Origin of the sequence: Pseudoalteromonas luteoviolacea (assembly GCF_018100925.1) — a bacterium.
GTDB classification, from domain to species: Bacteria; Pseudomonadota; Gammaproteobacteria; order Enterobacterales; family Alteromonadaceae; genus Pseudoalteromonas; species Pseudoalteromonas obscura.
Map to the genome: position 1 here is coordinate 126,041 of NZ_JAGJEH010000014.1, position 18,627 is coordinate 144,667.

The 18,627-nt window shown below is 43.9% G+C and carries 18 protein-coding genes and 1 riboswitch; of the genes, 15 read left to right on the forward strand and 3 right to left on the reverse strand.

Translation table 11 applies throughout. The annotated features are described in order from the left end of the window. Positions 1-166 precede the first annotated feature (166 nt). From J8M00_RS24175 to speD, 6 genes are all read left to right on the forward strand, one after another. Positions 167-1,378 carry an aspartate aminotransferase family protein gene (locus J8M00_RS24175; RefSeq protein WP_211012973.1) on the forward strand — a complete coding sequence of 404 codons (1,212 nt, stop codon included), beginning with the start codon at positions 167-169 and terminating at the stop codon, positions 1,376-1,378. 86 nt (positions 1,379-1,464) lie between these two features. Then, positions 1,465-2,493 (forward strand): arginine N-succinyltransferase, encoded by a 1,029-nt coding sequence (gene astA / locus J8M00_RS24180; RefSeq protein WP_211012974.1) that lies wholly within the window; start codon positions 1,465-1,467, stop codon positions 2,491-2,493. A gap of 13 nt (positions 2,494-2,506) precedes the next feature. Further along, complete coding sequence (astD, locus tag J8M00_RS24185; protein ID WP_211012975.1) at positions 2,507-3,979, forward strand: succinylglutamate-semialdehyde dehydrogenase; 1,473 nt, start codon at positions 2,507-2,509, stop codon at positions 3,977-3,979. A 196-nt stretch (positions 3,980-4,175) separates the two neighbouring features. After that, entirely contained in the window at positions 4,176-4,514 is a 339-nt protein-coding gene (locus tag J8M00_RS24190) for a DUF3802 family protein (protein WP_172642397.1), read from the forward strand. A gap of 70 nt (positions 4,515-4,584) precedes the next feature. Continuing rightward, a complete protein-coding gene (locus tag J8M00_RS24195; protein ID WP_211012976.1) occupies positions 4,585-4,992 on the forward strand; it encodes an OsmC family protein in 408 nt (135 codons plus the stop codon). A gap of 92 nt (positions 4,993-5,084) precedes the next feature. After that, on the forward strand, positions 5,085-5,894 hold the full coding sequence (speD, locus tag J8M00_RS24200) for an adenosylmethionine decarboxylase (protein ID WP_211012977.1): 810 nt from the start codon (positions 5,085-5,087) through the stop codon (positions 5,892-5,894). A gap of 45 nt (positions 5,895-5,939) precedes the next feature. On the opposite strand, the gene J8M00_RS24205 is transcribed toward speD, so the two are convergent. Next, on the reverse strand, positions 5,940-8,054 hold the full coding sequence (locus tag J8M00_RS24205) for a TonB-dependent receptor (RefSeq protein ID WP_211012978.1): 2,115 nt from the start codon (positions 8,052-8,054) through the stop codon (positions 5,940-5,942). Positions 8,055-8,161: 107 nt separating this feature from the next. Between J8M00_RS24205 and J8M00_RS24210 the strand changes: the two genes are divergently transcribed. The 8 genes from J8M00_RS24210 to J8M00_RS24245 all read left to right on the forward strand — a co-directional run bounded on the left by J8M00_RS24210 (position 8,162) and on the right by J8M00_RS24245 (position 15,675). Next, a complete protein-coding gene (locus J8M00_RS24210) occupies positions 8,162-8,551 on the forward strand; it encodes an acyl-CoA thioesterase (RefSeq protein WP_211012979.1) in 390 nt (129 codons plus the stop codon). Between the two features lie 97 nt (positions 8,552-8,648). Then, positions 8,649-9,056, forward strand: a complete 408-nt coding sequence (locus J8M00_RS24215) for an META domain-containing protein (RefSeq protein WP_211012980.1) — start codon at positions 8,649-8,651, stop codon at positions 9,054-9,056. 32 nt (positions 9,057-9,088) lie between these two features. Next, positions 9,089-9,190, forward strand: a riboswitch (TPP riboswitch). 180 nt (positions 9,191-9,370) lie between these two features. Then, positions 9,371-11,323 (forward strand): phosphomethylpyrimidine synthase ThiC, encoded by a 1,953-nt coding sequence (thiC, locus tag J8M00_RS24220; protein WP_247687540.1) that lies wholly within the window; start codon positions 9,371-9,373, stop codon positions 11,321-11,323. A 50-nt stretch (positions 11,324-11,373) separates the two neighbouring features. Next, on the forward strand, positions 11,374-12,396 hold the full coding sequence (locus tag J8M00_RS24225; protein WP_211012981.1) for an FAD-dependent oxidoreductase: 1,023 nt from the start codon (positions 11,374-11,376) through the stop codon (positions 12,394-12,396). Beyond that, entirely contained in the window at positions 12,393-12,590 is a 198-nt protein-coding gene (gene thiS / locus J8M00_RS24230; RefSeq protein ID WP_211012982.1) for a sulfur carrier protein ThiS, read from the forward strand. The genes J8M00_RS24225 and thiS overlap by 4 nt, the downstream gene beginning before the upstream one ends. Further along, entirely contained in the window at positions 12,591-13,388 is a 798-nt protein-coding gene (locus J8M00_RS24235; protein WP_211012983.1) for a thiazole synthase, read from the forward strand. Between the two features lie 17 nt (positions 13,389-13,405). Continuing rightward, positions 13,406-14,926 (forward strand): bifunctional hydroxymethylpyrimidine kinase/phosphomethylpyrimidine kinase, encoded by a 1,521-nt coding sequence (gene thiD, locus J8M00_RS24240; RefSeq protein WP_211012984.1) that lies wholly within the window; start codon positions 13,406-13,408, stop codon positions 14,924-14,926. Then, positions 14,923-15,675 carry a HesA/MoeB/ThiF family protein gene (locus J8M00_RS24245; RefSeq protein WP_023397745.1) on the forward strand — a complete coding sequence of 251 codons (753 nt, stop codon included), beginning with the start codon at positions 14,923-14,925 and terminating at the stop codon, positions 15,673-15,675. Before thiD ends, J8M00_RS24245 begins: the two co-directional genes overlap by 4 nt. 63 nt (positions 15,676-15,738) lie before the next feature. On the opposite strand, the gene asd is transcribed toward J8M00_RS24245, so the two are convergent. Next, the gene (gene asd, locus J8M00_RS24250) at positions 15,739-16,605 is read right to left on the reverse strand and encodes an archaetidylserine decarboxylase (protein ID WP_211012985.1); all 867 of its coding nucleotides are present in this window, start codon (positions 16,603-16,605) and stop codon (positions 15,739-15,741) included. An 88-nt stretch (positions 16,606-16,693) separates the two neighbouring features. Beyond that, a complete protein-coding gene (gene rsgA, locus J8M00_RS24255) occupies positions 16,694-17,746 on the reverse strand; it encodes a small ribosomal subunit biogenesis GTPase RsgA (RefSeq protein ID WP_211012997.1) in 1,053 nt (350 codons plus the stop codon). A 174-nt stretch (positions 17,747-17,920) separates the two neighbouring features. On the opposite strand from rsgA, the gene orn reads away from it, so the two are divergent. After that, positions 17,921-18,466, forward strand: a complete 546-nt coding sequence (gene orn / locus J8M00_RS24260) for an oligoribonuclease (RefSeq protein WP_211012986.1) — start codon at positions 17,921-17,923, stop codon at positions 18,464-18,466. Positions 18,467-18,627: the final 161 nt, after the last annotated feature.

Here is an 18,627-nt window from a genome sequence, read left to right on the forward strand (position 1 = left end):
GGAATGTTTTATATGAGACATACCGGTATTTTTTTGGAATAATGTGCGTATGAAATTTGCGCCAATTTGGGTAAATTCGGATCTTTTACAGTATTGCTTAAGGTGATTTCGTGTAATGCCGGCCACTCAAATTTCAGTGCTGAACTCGCTAAAATGAGGAATTAAAATGACTATTAATCGTGAATTATTCGATCAAGTAATGGTACCTAACTATTCACCTTCTGCTGTTATCCCTGTGAAAGGTGAAGGTTCTCGCGTATGGGACCAAGAAGGTCGTGAATACATCGATTTTGCAGGTGGTATCGCTGTAAACTGTTTGGGTCACTGTCACCCTGCACTTGTCTCTGCACTTAAAGAGCAAGGCGAAAAAATCTGGCACTTATCCAATGTCATGACCAATGAGCCTGCACTACGACTAGCAAAGAAGCTAACTGATGCGACATTTGCTGACAAAGTTTACTTTGCGAATTCAGGTGCTGAAGCGAATGAAGCGGCACTGAAACTAGCTCGTCGTTGGGCGCTTGATAAATTCAACGCGGAAAAGTCTCAAATCATTGCCTTCAATAAAGGTTTTCACGGTCGTACTTTCTTCACGGTTACTGTGGGTGGTCAAGCGGCGTATTCAGATGGCTTTGGTCCAAAACCTGGCGATATCGTACACTGTGACTACAACGACCTAGCTGCGTTTGAAGCACTTATCTCTGACAACACATGTGCTGTGATGATGGAACCTTTACAGGGTGAAGGTGGTATCGTGTCTCCTGAAGCTGAGTTTGTGAAAGGTGTACGTGCGCTTTGTGATAAGCACAATGCGCTGCTGATTTTTGACGAAGTACAAACTGGTGTTGGCCGTACAGGTGAGCTTTATGCGTACCAAGGTCTTGATGTAACACCTGATATCCTAACAACTGCAAAAGCTCTAGGTGGTGGTTTCCCGATTGGTGGCATGATCACAACGACTGAAATCGCACAGCACCTTAAGATTGGTACTCACGGCTCAACTTATGGCGGTAACCCGCTGGCGTGTGCTGTGGCTGAAGCTGCATTTGACACAGTTAATACACCTGAAGTATTGAATGGCGTGAAAGAAAAAGAAGCGTTATTCCGAGAGCTGTTGACAGCTATCAATGATAAGTATCAAGTGTTCTCTGAGATCCGTGGTAAAGGTCTATTGATTGGTGGTGTGGTAACAGAGAAGTATGCAGGTAAAGCAAAAGAGTTCTTAACTGAGGGTGTGAAAGAAGGCGTTATGTCACTGGTTGCCGGCGCAAACGTGGTTCGTTTTACACCATCTCTAGTGGTGCCAGAAGCAGATATCCGTGAAGGTATGGCTCGCTTCGAAAGAGCGGTTGCTCGCGTTGTAGAGAACAACGCTTAAGTTGTCGCGCAAACCATAGCGATAACCAACGTGGCGTTCTGTTGAGCGCCACCTGTCTAAAGGTTTACTGAGGAGTAAGCGGGCTCATGATGATCCTTCGCCCAATCCAAAAAAGCGATTATCCAGCGCTTTTGAACATTGCCCAAGAGTCGGGGCATGGTTTTACTTCATTACCTCTAAATGAAGAGTTGTTACAAAACAAGATTGATCGTTCAATGACGTCTTTCAGTAAAGAAACAGATGTGCCATTTGATGAAGGGTATCTGTTCGTGCTTGAAGATTCAGAGACGGGAGAGGTTGTAGGCACCAGTGCTATTGAAGCGGCTGTGGGGCTGGACGACGCGTTTTACCACTATCATTTGAGTAAAGTTATCCATTCTTCTCGCACTTTAAATGTTTATAAAGCAGTGGATATTCTAACGCTGTGTAATGACTATACCGGTGCGACAGAGTTATGTACTCTGTTTTTGAAAGATAAGTACCGCAAAGGCTTAAATGGTAAGCTTTTGTCCAAGTCTCGTTTTATGTTTATTAATCAGCATAAATCACGATTTGCTGAAACGGTCATTGCGGAAATGCGTGGTGTATCGGACGAGAATGGCAGTAGCCCATTTTGGAAGTGGTTAGAAGAGCACTTCTTTTCGATGGATTTTCCAACCGCAGATTATCTAACTGGCATTGGCCAGAAAGTATTTATCGCAGAGTTGATGCCAAAGTATCCAATCTACGTCAATCTACTGAGTGAAGAAGCGCAAGCCGTTGTTGGTGAGGTGCACGATAATACACGTCCTGCGATTGAGCTTTTGAAAGGCGAAGGTTTTACTTTCAATGGCTATGTCGATATTTTCGATGCGGGTCCTACAGTTGAAGCGAAAGTTGACAATATTCGTACTATTCGTGCAACACAATTTTTCAAAGTGTGTATTTCCAAAGCAGGAACAGAGCACACAAATGGTTCCCCAGTACTTATTGCTAATGATAAACTTGCAGGCTATCGTGCTACGGCAGTTGAGCTTGAAGTGCCACAGAGCGGTGACGAAATCACCATCTCGGCAGAATTGGCAAATGCGCTTCAGGTAACTGAAGGCGACACTGTTAGCATCGCAACTCTTTAATTGGGATAGAATTATGACAACTCATGCAGCACAATTTATCAATGGTAAATGGTCAGCGGGCGAAGGTGCGGAATTTGCATCTATCAACCCGGCAAACAACGAACAAATTTGGTCAGCAAACGCCGCGACAGCGGAGCAAGTTGATGGCGCAGTAAAAGCGGCACGCGAAGCATATTACCTTTGGAGTGACCTAACTTTTGAAGCGCGTTTAGATGTAGTGAAACGTTTTGCCGAGGTTCTGAAAGAAAACAGTGAAGAGCTTGCTATTGCGATCGCAAAAGAAACGGGTAAGCCACTTTGGGAAACGCGCACAGAAGCTGGTGCAATGGTAGGTAAAATTGCCATTTCAGAAAAGGCGTATCACGAGCGTACTGGTGTTGTCGAAAATGCGATGCCAGTAGGTCGTGCTGTGATCCGCCACAAGGCACATGGTGTTGTGGCTGTTTTTGGCCCTTACAACTTCCCAGGTCACTTACCGAATGGTCATATTGTACCAGCACTATTAGCTGGTAACACGGTAGTATTTAAACCGTCAGAAATGACGCCATATGTAGCAGAGTTAACGCTAAAATTATGGGAAAAAGCGGGTCTACCTGCTGGTGTTATTAATCTAGTGCAAGGTGAAGTAGAGACAGGTAAAGCTCTTGCGTCACACAAAGGCATTGATGGGTTATTCTTCACTGGTTCATCTCGCACTGGTCATTTCCTTCACGAGCAGTTTGCCGGTCAGCCAGGTAAAATCTTAGCACTTGAAATGGGTGGTAATAACCCACTTATCGTGAAAGATGTAACCGATACCAAAGCAGTTGTGCACGATATTATCCAATCTGCATTTATTTCTAGCGGCCAGCGTTGTACTTGTGCACGCAAATTATTCTTACCACAAGGTGAGCAAGGCGATGCGATTTTAGAGCAGCTATTACGCGCAACTAAAGCCATCAAGATCGGTAACTTTGATGACGCTGAACAGCCGTTTATGGGGTCAATGATCTCTGCAGCAGCTGCTGCGGGCATGGTTGCTGCACAGCAACAGCTAGTTGAACTAGGCGGCGAGATCTTACTGGAGCTTAAACAAACTCAAGGCACAGGTTTTGTAACGCCAGGTATTATCGAGTGTACAAATGTAACAGACTTCCCTGATGATGAGCACTTTGGTCCTCTACTTAAGGTATTCCGTTATACAGACTTCGATGCAGCTATTGAACTTGCAAATGATACGAGTTTTGGTTTATCTGCGGGTCTATTGAGTGACAATGAAGCTGATTATGATCACTTCTTGCGTCGTATTCGTGCGGGTATTGTAAACTGGAACCGTCCAATCACTGGTGCTTCGAGCGCAGCTCCATTTGGCGGTATTGGTGCTTCAGGTAACCATAGGGCAAGTGCATACTATGCAGCAGATTATTGCGCATATCCGGTTGCTTCTGTAGAACTTGAAAAAGTTACATTACCAGGAAGCTTGAGTCCGGGCCTATCGTTAGATTAAAATTACCTTCATTAGGTAATTCACAATGTTGTTTTGTGCAACGTTGTGATGTGTGAGGTTGGCCTCACGCTTTATTCTTAAAAAAGCAGCATTTGCTGCTTTTTTTATTTTTCTGGGCCGCTCAAAAGTAGCAATCAGATCAAGTTTCTGCTTAAATCAATAGGAGATGTCATTGGTAAACTCAGGTGGGCAATATATGGTTTTAGATAAACAAGGATATGATGAGTTAGTCATGTATCTGACACAAAATTTAGCCTTGTTTGAAAAGCCGGGTGTGGTAAAGCCAAATGCACCTAAGGTCGTCGAATTAATAGAAGACGTAATTGCGGAACATGTAATTCGTTTATGCGAACAACACACTGGCTTATCAACGGAACAGCGTAGCTTGATTGTGCGCGAGGTTGATGGCATTGTATACGACTTACAGGAAGTGCTGTCGAGCGTAGTAGATCAACGTGTTACAGAAGAACAGCAAGAGTTTATCGAAGAGTTTGCTGGGCTGGTGAAGAACTTATTTGATTCAGCCATCCAGTAGTCTTAATCTAATTTATTGTATTTTTAAACACCGCCTGCTGGGCGGTGTTATTCGTTTAGGGAGGTGCTATATGAAAGCAAGTGTGAAGTGGGTTGGAGGTGATACGTTTTTAGGGCTGTCTAACTCAGGGCATAATGTGGTATTTGATGCTGGTGCGGATAGTGCGGCACCCAGTCCCATGGAAATGGTTCTAATGTCAGCTGGTAGCTGCGCTTCTGTGGATGTGGTGAGTATTCTAAAAAAAGCAAAACAAAGCGTACAGAGCGTCGAAGTACAACTAACAGCACAGCGCGCTGACTCAGCGCCTAGAGTATTCACAAAAATCAATCTACACTTTGTAGTTACTGGTGATAACGTGTCGGAAAAGCACCTAGCTCGCGCAGTAAATTTATCTGCTGAAAAGTACTGTTCAGTTGCCTTAATGCTTGAAAAAGCAGTTGAAATTACACATACCCACGAGGTAGTACAAGGCGGATAAAAATAACGCTTTTTAAGCTGCTATTTTTCGTATAAAATCCGCGAACTTTTAGTTCTGCAGTGCAGATTTTCTTGTTTTAAGGTGGGTCTATCGTGAACAAGCCCTTTAATAAAATTAAACTCCATGGCTTTAACAACTTAACAAAGAGTTTAAGCTTTAGTATCTACGATATTTGCTACGCCAAGACTGAGCAACAGCGAAAAGAGTATATCGAATATATCGATGAGCAGTACAGTGCTGATCGCCTAACAGATATTCTTAAAGAAGTGGTTGATATCATAGGTGCCAATGTACTTAATATCGCTCGCCAGGACTATGACCCGCAAGGGGCCAGTGTAACGATTTTAGTATCAGAAGAGCCTGTAGAAGGTACGGTACCCCATTCACAAGAAACACCAGGGCCTTTACCAGATTCAGTGGTTGCACACTTAGACAAAAGCCACATATGTGTTCATACATATCCTGAAGCACACCCTCACGATGGCATTTGTACATTCCGTGCCGATATTGAGGTATCGACATGTGGTATCATTTCACCTTTGAAAGCACTGAATTTTTTGATCCACTCATTGGAATCTGATGTTGTGACGATCGACTATCGAGTGCGCGGTTTTACGAGAGATGTGAACGGTGTAAAACACTATATTGATCACCCAATTCACTCAATTCAGAATTTTATGACTGAAGATACAAAAGACGCTTACCAAATGGTGGATGTTAATGTGTATCAAGAGAACTTATTCCACACTAAGATGATGCTTAAAGAAACTGATTTGAATACCTATCTATTCGGTATTACAACAGATGAGCTCACTGATGAGGAAGAAGAAGAGATCCGCAATAAATTAAATCGTGAAATTCAAGAAGTCTTTTACGGTAGAAATTTACCTGATCCAGAATAAAGTCAAAAATAACAGTAAAAACGGCGCTTTAAGCGCCGTTTTTTATTAAAGTGTATAGTTAAAGGTTAAGCCATATACACGAGGCTCTGCATACTGCACATAAGTATCTGTTGCCCAGCCATTTCTCGGATCATTACCAAATTGGAAGCCACGTACAGGTACATCTCTATCTGCTAAATTTCTGCCCCATGCTGTTAGGCTCCAGCTATCGCTATAATAGGAAACACTGGCGTTGATCAGGTTTTGATTGGGCGCCTGCGAATTATGACTATCAGAGAAGAAGTAGTCATCTTTGCCTTCAAAGCCTAATTGAGCACTGATGTTGTCACTCAAGTCATAGGTTAATGAGAAAGCAAACTGATATTTTGGTGATTGCGCTTGTTCTCGGCCATCAAAGTCGTCACCACTGACAGTGATAAAGTCTTCAATCTTAGTGTCTAAGTAGCCTAAGCTGTATTGTAAAGATAGAGCATCAGATAATTGACTCGTACCTTCGATTTCAAGGCCATAATTTTTACCTTTGCCCGCATTGCTAATAAAGCCAGCAAACTGTACACCTTCTAATTGCCACTGCTTAAGCTGCATATCTTCTCTGTGCATATAAAATGCAGTGAGGTGTAATGTATGACGTTTGTCTTTAGATTGGCCTTTAACACCAAACTCGAGATTCCAGAGATACTCTGGATCGAATGTAAAGCCTGATTGAGGGATCGAGATGCCATCATCTTTGGCCTTCGCGAGTGCTTCGCCGTTTACGCCACCCACTTTATAACCGCGGTTTAAACTCGTATAGATCATTGTTTGCGGAACAACTTGGTATTCAAGTGCCACTTTACCACCGACCATGGTGTCATCCGACTCAAGATCAAATGCATTGCTATCTAAGTAATCGCTAGAATAAGACTCTACTCGAAGCCCAGTAACTAACCTGACATCCTCTTGTAGGGCCGTTACTTTGTGCGCAAATATAGCGTGGTTTTGGGTTTCAAAGGTCGATTTGAATTGTGTTGGCATATTGCCAAATTTGCTTCTTTGGCGATCTAAATCGACATCATGTCTGCGGCTGACAACACCAATAACCCAAGACTTATCTTTACTTTTAACTCTGATCTCAGCAGAACCTCTTTCATGATCGCGCACATAGGCATCAAAGTATTGACCGTAGTACTCAATGTGATCAGGGTGCAAGCCTGCTTCGCATAAAGTTGGCTGCGTTGTATCGGCACAAACCCAGTCTTCGTCATAGCTATATTCGGTATCAGCTTGCAGGCCACTGGTGAGTATTTCAATATCGACGGACGATAAGCCGGTGTAATCGGCTGTCAGTGAGAACGCGTCACTTTGTTGAGTGTCTTTACCTGGCTGGCTAGCAACGCTTTGGCGAGTATTGTCCAAAGTAAAGCCATCATAGCCGTTATCAATATCAATGTGGTGATATACAAACCCGAGGTTTAAATCGTCGCTGGCTGCATAATTCAATTTAAAGCGTGCGACACTTTCATCCAGATCTTGTGTATCGTCGTTGAGATAGATGTTATCGACAAAACCATCGGATTGTTTTTGGTAAAGGCTGGCGCGTGCGGTGATATTCTCTGATAAGCCTGTGCCAACGGCAACGCCAGCTTCGTGAGTCCCATAGTTTGCAGCCCCCAATTTTAGATTGAGACTCGGTGTATCGGTTGGGTTATTTGAGTGAATATCGATGATCCCACCCATGGCATCGGCACCAAATTTAGTCCCTTGAGGACCGCGATAAATAGCTACTTGGTCGGCATCAAACAGCAATGCACTGCCGCCTAATCCTGAATAGTTAATGTTGTCGATTAAAACGCCCACACTAGGCGTAATGGGATCTACAAACTGGGAACGAAGACCCACACCACGGATCTGCACGAAGCGTCCACGAGAAGCGCCAGCCGTAAAATTAACATTAGCGGCACTATTGAGGATTTCATCTAAATAACTGGCGCCACGTGTGGTAATTTCTGCTTCTCCAAAGACTGATGCACTGGCACTTAATGTTTGAAGTGATTCTTGCTGAAAATCGCCACTAACTTCGATGGTTTCAATGTTATTTGCTGTTGCTGAGGTTTGCTCGTCGGCAGAGCTTGAAAATGCCACCATCAGTCCGAGGGTGAGTAAAGAGAGTTTTAATTTCATTCGTTTATATGTGTCCCGTGTTAGTTGCGCACTAGTTTAGCAAAAGCCCGACCAGATGACTGAATATTTGTGATATAAACTTTTGCAATCAATATAGAGGACGAAATATGACGTTTAAAGTTGACTTTAAAGTAAGAGATTATGAGTGCGATTTGCAGGGGATCGTGAATAACAGTGTGTATTTTAATTATTTGGAACATGCGCGCCATGAGTTCTTGGCATACAAAAACATAGACTTTGCCGCTTTGGCTGAACAAAAAGTCAACTTAGTCGTGATCCGCTCAGAAATGAATTACAAAGGTTCACTGCGACCGGGTGACACATTTTATGTTGAAGTAGAGGTCGAAAAGGTCAGTAAATTAAAATTTGCATTTCATCAAAAAGTAGTAAGAAGCAGCGATGAAAAGCTGATGCTAGATGCGGTTATAACGGGTACATCGGTGAATGAGCGAGGTCGTCCGTTCCTACCTCCGGAAATTGACCTATTATTTTCTTAAAATTTGGCTAGATAGGCAATTTATTACATATTTTTACTGCCTATTATGTGACTCCAAGCGTTATAATTAACACTGATTATCAAACGATTGGTTTACCATGAAAATTTCCTTTTTATTATGCTTTTTGAGTGTGATGTTGATGGGATGCTCAAGTACAGGGACGGTAAACGCAGACACACTCAAATATTCTAGCTGGCAATTTGTACCGAAAGATACAGGGGCCAAACATGAACCTATTCGCATTGAGTTTTTAGATGCGTTTCGGGTAAATGGCTTTGCTGGCTGTAACCGTTTCTTTGGCCAAGGGGAGGTCAAAGAGGGACAACTGTTTGTCAGTGATATAGGCATGACAAGAAAACTATGTGATCCGGCGACAAACGAACACGAGCAAGCATTTTTAAACATGCTGCAAATCGGTGTGCGGCTTCAACATAGTCAAAATGAGCTAGTTTTGCTGGGCGACTCGAAATGGCACTTTAAATTGGTAAAAGGTCACTTTGACTAATGCTGTGACATTCAGTAGACTTTGACTCAATTCGTTACTTGTCGGAGTGCCCTTGTGGGCTGAGATCGCTGTATTGCGGGATCCGTGGACCTGATCAGGTTAATACCTGCGTAGGGAACAAGCTGTCCTAGTGTATCGCCATGTTATGTATGGATACTAAGGCTGCCAAGTTTGTTAGTGTCGTGCTAATAAAACTATCCACCTGTATCACCCAAGTTATAGAGCTGCTTTATGTATCTTATTAGCTTGTGTGGACCCAATCTCTTCCGTTTTGGAATTCTGACAAGACACCTTAACTAACAATGAGGCATGTCATGTCAAATAATAGTAGCAAGTTGTCACGTCGCGAGTCTCGCGAAGCGGCTTCGGAATTTATTTATAACCTCAAGGGTCAACCTTTTCCAAACTCAAAAAAAATCTATGTAGATGGAGAGCAAGAAGGTGTTCGTGTCGGCATGAGAGAAATCTCATTGAATGACTCTTTTGTTGGGGGCACAGAAGAAGAACCGATCTTTGAGAAAAATGAACCGGTCAGGGTATATGATACATCTGGTCCATACACAGACCCTGAATTCACTTTGAATGTGCGCGAAGGCTTACCTAAGTATAGAGAAGACTGGATCGTTAATCGTGACGATACTGAACTATTGAACTCGGTAACTTCAAAGTTCTCTCAGCAGCGTATGGCTGATGAAGGGCTAGATCATATCCGTTTTGAAAACCTACCTAAAATTCGCCGTGCAAAGCCAGGTAAAAATGTGACACAAATGCACTATGCACGTCAGGGCATCATTACGCCGGAAATGGAGTTTGTTGCAATCCGTGAAAATATGGGCCGTGCAAAGATCCGTGAAGAGTTGCTTGCGGAGCAGCATGAGGGGCAATCATTTGGAGCAGAGATCCCTGACTTTATAACACCTGAATTTGTGCGTTCGGAAGTTGCCCGAGGCCGCGCGATTATTCCAAATAATATTAATCACCCTGAGTCTGAGCCAATGATTGTGGGCCGTAACTTTTTAGTTAAAGTGAACGCTAACATTGGTAATTCGTCGGTTACTTCTTCAATTGAAGAGGAAGTGGAAAAACTAGTTTGGTCAACTCGCTGGGGCGCGGACACTGTAATGGATCTATCTACAGGTCGCTATATCCATGAAACGCGTGAATGGGTGGTACGTAACTCACCAGTACCAATTGGTACTGTACCTATTTACCAGGCGCTGGAAAAAGTTAATGGTGTTGCAGAAGACCTTACGTGGGAAATTTTCCGTGATACTTTAATTGAGCAAGCCGAGCAGGGGGTGGATTACTTTACTATTCACGCTGGTGTGTTATTACGCTATGTGCCAATGACTGCGAAACGTGTTACGGGTATTGTATCGCGTGGTGGCTCAATCATGGCTAAGTGGTGTCTTGCACATCACAAAGAAAACTTCCTATATACGCATTTTGAAGACATCTGTGAAATCATGAAGCAGTATGACGTGTGCTTCTCGCTAGGTGATGGTTTACGTCCAGGATCGATTGCAGATGCAAATGATGATGCGCAATTGTCAGAGCTGCGCACCTTGGGTGAACTGACAAAGATTGCATGGGAGCACGATGTTCAGGTATTCATTGAAGGCCCGGGTCATGTTCCTATGCATATGATTAAAGAAAATATGGACGAGCAATTAAAACACTGTCACGAAGCGCCTTTCTATACGCTTGGCCCGCTGACGACTGATATTGCCCCTGGTTATGACCACTTTACATCAGGTATTGGTGCTGCGCAGATCGCTTGGTACGGCACGGCAATGCTATGCTATGTAACACCAAAAGAGCATTTAGGTTTACCAAATAAAGAAGACGTAAAAGAAGGCCTGATCACCTATAAAATTGCTGCACATGCAGCCGATCTTGCAAAAGGTCACCGCGGTGCACAGATCCGTGATAATGCATTATCAAAAGCGCGTTTTGAATTCCGTTGGCACGATCAGTTCAATCTGAGCCTTGATCCGGAACGAGCTCTGTCGTATCACGATGAGACGTTGCCGCAAGAGTCAGGCAAGGTTGCACATTTCTGCTCAATGTGTGGGCCTAAGTTCTGCTCAATGAAGATCACCCAAGATGTGCGAGATTACGCAAAAGATCTTGAAGCACGCGGCATTGATCCAAACAATGTTGGCGATGCAATTGAAATAAAAATGGTTGATGTAGAAGCTGAAATGAAAGCAAAGTCAGAAGAGTTCAAGAGCTCTGGTTCTGAAATCTATCACAAAGCCATTTAACCTTATCGCGCTGCAATCTTGTATTGCAGCGCAAAACAACTGGAATTCTCATGACAGAGTACGGAGCAAAACCGTCCGTTGCTATCGTAGGGTTTGGCTTAGTTGGCAGAGTGGTTGCGTTGGAGTTAATGGCGCAATATCAGCTAACAATTTTTGAAAAAGATCCTCAAGACGCCCAAACTGGCGCGGGTACATTAGCGGCAGCGATGTTGGCACCTTTGGCTGAATCGGTGATTTGCGATCAAGCCCTAGCAGAGCAAGGCTTAAAGAGCATCGCCATGTGGCCAAACTTGCTGGCCAAATTAGACTCTCAAGTATTTTTTCAACAACAAGGCAGTTTGATTGTTGCCCATCAGCAAGATAGAGGCGATCTGCAGAGCTTTCAACAGCGCTTAAAGCCATTAATGCAGCACCGGGCAGAGAGCGTTAATCAGATAGAGATTGCTAAACTTGAACCTGAACTTGGCAACAAGTTTAGTCAGGGTCTGTTCTTGCCATGTGAAGGTCAACTCGATAACCATGCTTTTTTTACCAGCAGTTATGATACGCTTGTCGCTCGTGGCGTGCAGTTTCACTTTGCTCATGAGGCAAAAATTGAAGCGGGTAAGGTAAACAATCAAGCATTTGACTGGATTATAGATTGCCGAGGTTTTGGCGCTAAGCAGGATAAACCTGAGCTGCGGGGTGTACGCGGTGAGGTAGCGCGGATCTATGCGCCTGAAGTTAAGTTACAGCGCCCTGTTCGATTGATGCACCCAAGATATCCTATCTATATCGCGCCCAAGCCAGATCATCAATTTGTGATAGGTGCAACCGAAATAGAGTCGCAAGATGCGGCTGATATTACGGTGCGCTCTACACTAGAGTTATTGTCGGCAGCGTATACGGTGCACAGTGGTTTTGCCGAGGGGCGAGTGATGTCACTTAACGCAGGTTTGAGACCAGCTTTTGTAGATAATCATCCACATATTGATATTCAAGATAATGTAATTTCAATTAATGGATTATATCGACACGGCTATTTACTTGCGCCAGTTGTTGTACAGCAAGCACTTTCAAAGGGGCTATTATGAATCTAACTTATAACGGAGAGGCTATTTGCGTAGATAGCGAGCAGTCTTTGCAGCAAATTATTGTCAGTAAAGGGGCGCAACCGCCTTTTGCTGTTGCGTTAAACGGCCAATTTGTACCAGCCGGACAACTATCTGACACTAAGCCCAACAGTGGTGACAGTATTGAAGTGCTTTCACCTATTCAGGGAGGCTAAGTGAGCAATTCAGCGTACGAACAATTGAATATATACGGTGAACATTTTGATAGTCGCCTGCTCATTGGGTCAGCTTTGTATCCGTCACCACAAATTATGCAACAGGCAATACAAAGTTCTGGTGCGGACATAGTGACAGTCTCACTGCGCAGGCAAAACTCAGTATCTGCGGGAGAAGACTTTTGGCAGCTGATCAAGGAAACAGGCCTAAAAGTATTGCCCAATACCGCAGGCTGCCACAGTGTAAAGGAAGTAATAACACTGGCACAGATGTGCCGAGAAGTATTTAAAACCGATTGGATTAAGTTGGAATTAATCGGTGATGAATACAATTTACAGCCTGATCCATTTGGTTTACTTGAGGCTACCGAAATACTCCTAAAAGAGGGGTTTAAAGTACTTCCTTATTGTACTGATGACTTGGTGTTGTGTCAGAGGCTTGCGGATCTCGGCTGTGAAGTACTGATGCCTTGGGGAGCGCCGATTGGCACGGGGAAAGGCTTAATTAACACATATAACCTGAAAACCATACGAGAACGTTTACCTGATCTCACCCTGATTGTCGACGCGGGCTTAGGTGTGCCTTCACACGCCTGTGCAGCTTTGGAGCTTGGCTATGATGCCGTGCTACTAAACAGTGCTGTTGCGGGGGCCGGTGATCCGGTTAGAATGGCAAAAGCATTTTCCCACGCAGTTGATGCTGGTCGAATGGGCTATGTAGCAAAAGCGATGCCGGAAAAAGAGGTCGCAGCGCCTTCAACCCCAACAATGGGAATGCCTTTTTGGCATCAAAATTAAAGAATTTAGGAGTTAAAGTGTCGAAAGTTGTTTGGAGTATCGCAGGTTCTGACTCGGGAGGTGGGGCAGGTATTCAAGCTGATTTAAAAGCAATGCACAGTTTTGGAGTGCAAGGTTGCACTGCGATAACTGCACTGACTGCGCAAAATAGTTTGGGTGTAGAATCTCTCAACGCGGTATCTACTGGCGTGATCGAAGCGCAATTATTGGCGCTTGAATCCGATATGAAAGCGTCAGTCATAAAGATTGGTATGCTTGCTAATGTACAGCAAATTCAGCTTATTGCTGAACATATATCACGCTACAAGCAAAGTTGGGAGACACCACCTACTGTGGTATATGATCCTGTGGCGATTGCGACAAGTGGCGATGCTTTGACTGAAGAAGATACCGTCGATGCACTTAAAACCCACTTACTTCCCTTAGTAGATGTGATAACGCCAAACACGCATGAAACCCAGTTGTTGACAGGTGTGTATTTGATCGGACCTGATGCGGTGCGAGAAGCGGCTGAAAAGTTGCGTGCATTCGGTGTTCAATCTGTGGTGATTAAAGGTGGGCACTGGGATTATCCAAAGGGATATTGTATTGACTATTGCTGGCATCAAGATGAAGAGTATTGGTTGGGGAATGAATCAATAAACACGCCGCACACACATGGTACTGGGTGTAGTTTGTCATCTGTGATCGCTGCAAGTTTAGCAAAAGGATATCCGTTAAAGGATGCTTTTATTTTGGGCAAGGCGTATATCAATGCGGGTTTAAAATCTGCGGTACGCTACGGAGAAGGTATTGGGCCGGTGGCACATACCGCATTTCCTCATAACATCGTTGACTATCCACAGGTTATTGAAGCGGGGAGCTGGTTAGGTGATGAACTTGAATTTTATGTGCCAGATAATTACAACTATGCGGCCGGGTTTGCTCCTATTGAGGGAGATTTAGGTTTATATGCCGTTGTTGATACCATTGACTGGGTTGAGCTTTGTTTAAAGCATGACGTTAAAACAGTCCAGCTTCGTATAAAAGATGCGGGCTCTCCAACCCTTGAGCAGGATATTGCTAAAGCGATCGAGCTTGGTAACACCTATGGTGGTCGTGTGTTTATCAATGATCATTGGCAACTTGCGATAAAACACGGTGCGTATGGCGTGCACTTGGGACAAGAGGACTTAAATGTTGCGGATTTAAATGCCATTAAACAAGCTGGATTACGTTTAGGCTTATCGACACATGGTTTTTATGAAATGTTGCGCGCGCATAACTATCGCCCAAGTTATTTGGCCTTTGGTGCTATCTATCCAACTACGACCAAGGATATGACGGGACAAATTCAAGGGTTAGAGAAGCTGCGTCATTTCGTACCATTAATGAAATCGGAGTACCCGACGGTTGCTATTGGCGGGATCGATTTAGGGCGAGCCAGTGAAGTGGCAGACACAGGAGTAGGCAGTGTTGCAGTTGTACGTGCAATTACTGAAGCGAAGTCACCTGAGCAAGCGATTGTCAATCTTAAGCAGGCTATAGGCGAGCCATGAGTGAAGAATTAACCGATAGAGAGCGGCTGAGGTACAGTCGACATATCTTGTTAGATAAAGTCACAGAAGCAGGCCAAATACAGCTCAAATCAGCTCATGTAGCAGTTATTGGTTGCGGCGGGTTAGGTAGTCCTGTTTTATTTTATCTGGCGGCCAGCGGCATCGGTACTTTATCGTTTTATGATGATGATAAGGTCGAGTTGTCTAATCTGCAGCGTCAAATCTTGTATAAAGTTAATCATTTGGGTCAAGGCAAAAGTCTTGCTGCTAAAAAAGTGTTGGCAAGTTTGAACAATGATATTCAACTCAATCCATATAATCTTCGCCTCTCCAAAGATAACATTGAAGCGCAATTAAAAGAGGTTGATTGGGTTGTGGATTGTAGTGACAACTTCGCCACACGATATTTACTCAATCAATATTGCTTTGATAATGGCAAGGTGTTGATCTCGGGGGCGGCGCAAGCTACTAGTGGTCAGTTTGGCTTTTTTGATTACCGTGAGCAGAGTGCATGTTACGCATGTTTATTTCCTGAAACAGAGCAGAGTCGTGAAGGTCTTAACTGCCAAAATGCAGGGGTGATGAGCCCGTTGCTGGGTATGGTTGGTTCAATGCAAGCACAAGCTGTGTGTAACGCGATATTAGGTTTGCAAAAAGGGGAGAGCTTTTTTGTGAGCATTGATGCATTAACGCTTATGCAAAGGCGGTTTGCTTTAGCGAAAGACCCTGCATGTAAAGTGTGTAACTAATCAATTTACGCAAAGTGCAGGCTAAGATGCATGAAAAGGCCCAAAGAGGGCCTTTTACGTTTGTTATTGATTGATGGTCGCAAATGGCGTGCCCATTCTTGTCACTGTCTCTGGTTGCTGGTCTGCCAAAAACTCAGCTTTATCTGCACCCCAAGATAAAATCACCGTTGAGCCTAGTTTAAAGCGTCCCATCTCGTCGCCTTTTTTGAGTTTAATTGCTTGAGGCCCTTCGCTCGGGTAATCCCAACTAAAGATGTCTTTGCCCGCTGGTGGAGTTACTGTACCAGCCCAGATTGTTTCGATGCTCGCTACGATGGTCGCACCAACAAGCACCATAGACAGAGGACCGATCTCAGTATCAAAAATTGCTACGACCCGCTCATTTCTAGCAAAAAGGTTCGGGACATTTTGTGCTGTTAATGGATTTACGGAGAACAGATCTCCAGGCACATAAATCATTTTTTTAAGTACGCCATCTACTGGCATATGGATTCGGTGGTAGTCTTTCGGCGCCAAATAGATGGTCGCGAATTTGCCACCAAGGAACGGAGCGACGTCTTGTTCATTGCCCCCTAGCAGGGTTTGAAGACTATAGTCATGGCCCTTTGCTTGGATAATTTGGCCATCAACTACATCACCTAACTGGCTGATAGCCCCATCCACAGGATGCGCGATGATATGATCTTCAGTGGCCAATGGACGGATCCCTGGCTTCAGAGGGCGAGTAAAAAACTCATTGAAGGTCTTATAATGCGCAGGATCTTCGTACAATGCCTCACTCATATCAATCTTATACTGTTTGATAAACAGCTTGATCAATTGAGTTGTCAGTGCGCCGGCTTGGGCTGCGGCAAGCTTCCCCACTAAACGTGACACCGCGTGTTTAGGCAGAGCATATTGCATTGCAATTTTTATTTTATCCAAGTTCACATTATTTTCCTGAAGTATCTTGCCAAGAGCGTACCCGCTGCCTTTGGCATTATTTAATTTAACTATCTAAATCCGATGATGGATAATATCAAACTCTGGGTGCACGTGCACCTGCGCGGCCATCAGCCATTGATTCTAAGATACGGTGGTAGCTGTCAAAACGCAGTTCACTGATTGCACCTTGCTCTACGGCTTCAGTGATCAAGCAGCCTGGATCATTTAAGTGCTTGCAATCTCTAAAGCGACATCCACCGATAAATTCTCTAAATTCCTTAAAGCACCAAGTGACGCGTTCTACTTCTAAATGCCATAAGCCAAACTCTCTGATCCCTGGGCTATCAATGAGGTTGCCGCCGGTAGGCAGGTGATGGAGCTTTGACACAGTGGTAGTATGTTGCCCAAGACCGCTATTTTCGGAGACTTCCTGCGTGAGTATATCTGCGTCGGGTAAAACGGTATTGACCAGAGTGGATTTACCGACACCTGATTGTCCGACAAAAATATTATTCTTGTCTTTTAATAAATCTTTCAGCTCATCAATACCTTCACCAGACTTGTTACTAACAAGTAGCACGCGATAGCCCAAATCACGATAGATATCGAGTACCTCATCGACATACTCTAGGCCTTCTTGATCAAGTAAATCAATTTTATTGAGCAGTAATATGGGCTCAATACCCATGTCTTCACAGGCAACTAAATACCTATCAATAATTTGAGGTGTAAATTCGGGCACGACCGCTGAAACCATTAATATTTGGTCAATATTGGCTGCGACCACCTTCACGCCATCGTAAAAATCTGGACGGGTGAGCTGAGAGCGTCTTTCTTCAACAGCTTCAATAACGCCAGCTAAATCTCCCTCGCTTACTTTTGCGCGGCGGAAAATAACATTGTCACCGCATACAAGGCTACCGACGGTGCGACGGATGTTGCAACGCAGCACATCGCCTCCTTCGACTTCAACATCTGCATGTTGGCCAAAACGGCTTACAACAATCGCTGGCTCGGTTGGTCCGAGGTTGTCTGTCTGCCAATGTAATTCAGCAGTTTCACTGTGTTTGGCCTTAGCCAAACGTTTTTGTTGGTTGGCCTTAATCCGTCTGGATTGGCCTTGACTGAGTTTTTTACGTTTTGCCATATCTATAAACTCACGAGACGAATTATTGCGAATGATTGGTGTATAAGCCATTCATAGGCTATAACTCAATAAAAATGCCCCGCTTTGTAAAAAAAAGCTTTTGGTCGAGTGATGAAGCTAATATGATATATCTAATTGCATTGGATCTAAAGGAAAGTACCGTTAAGGTAATGTATGTCTTTTCATGAATCAAACTTGGTCTGGCTCGACCTAGAGATGACAGGGCTAGAACCTAAAACAGATAAAATTCTCGAAATTGCAACTGTGATAACAGATTGCGATTTAAATGTGCTTGCTGAAGGTCCAGTGATCGCGATTCATCAAAGTGATGAGTTGCTTGATAATATGGATGAGTGGTGTACCAATCAACATGGCCGCTCAGGGTTAACAGCCCGCTGTAAAGCGAGTACTTTAAGCGAAGCAGACGCGATAGCACAAACTCTCGACTTTTTGAAGCAGTGGGTACCACCTGGCAAATCACCAATGTGTGGCAACTCTATTGGCCAAGACCGTCGTTTCCTTCACAAGTATATGCCAGAACTTGAAGCATACTTCCATTATCGCAACCTTGACGTGAGCACAATTAAAGAGCTTGCAAGGCGTTGGCGACCAGAACTTTTAAATGATATCAAAAAGAAAAGCTCGCATTTAGCGTTGGACGATATCAAAGACTCCATTATGGAGTTGAAGGTTTATCAAGAAAAATTCTTCAATTTATAAAAAAAGCTTGCAAAGCATTTTGTATCTTGTAGAATCCTGCCCCGCTTGAAACGACAAGCTCTTAAGGCTAAGAGCGAGTTGATTAAGCGGGTTTTGTTCAAAATATCTGAGCAAACTATGAAGCGGCACTAGCTCAGCTGCTAAAACGTTAGACGCGACCC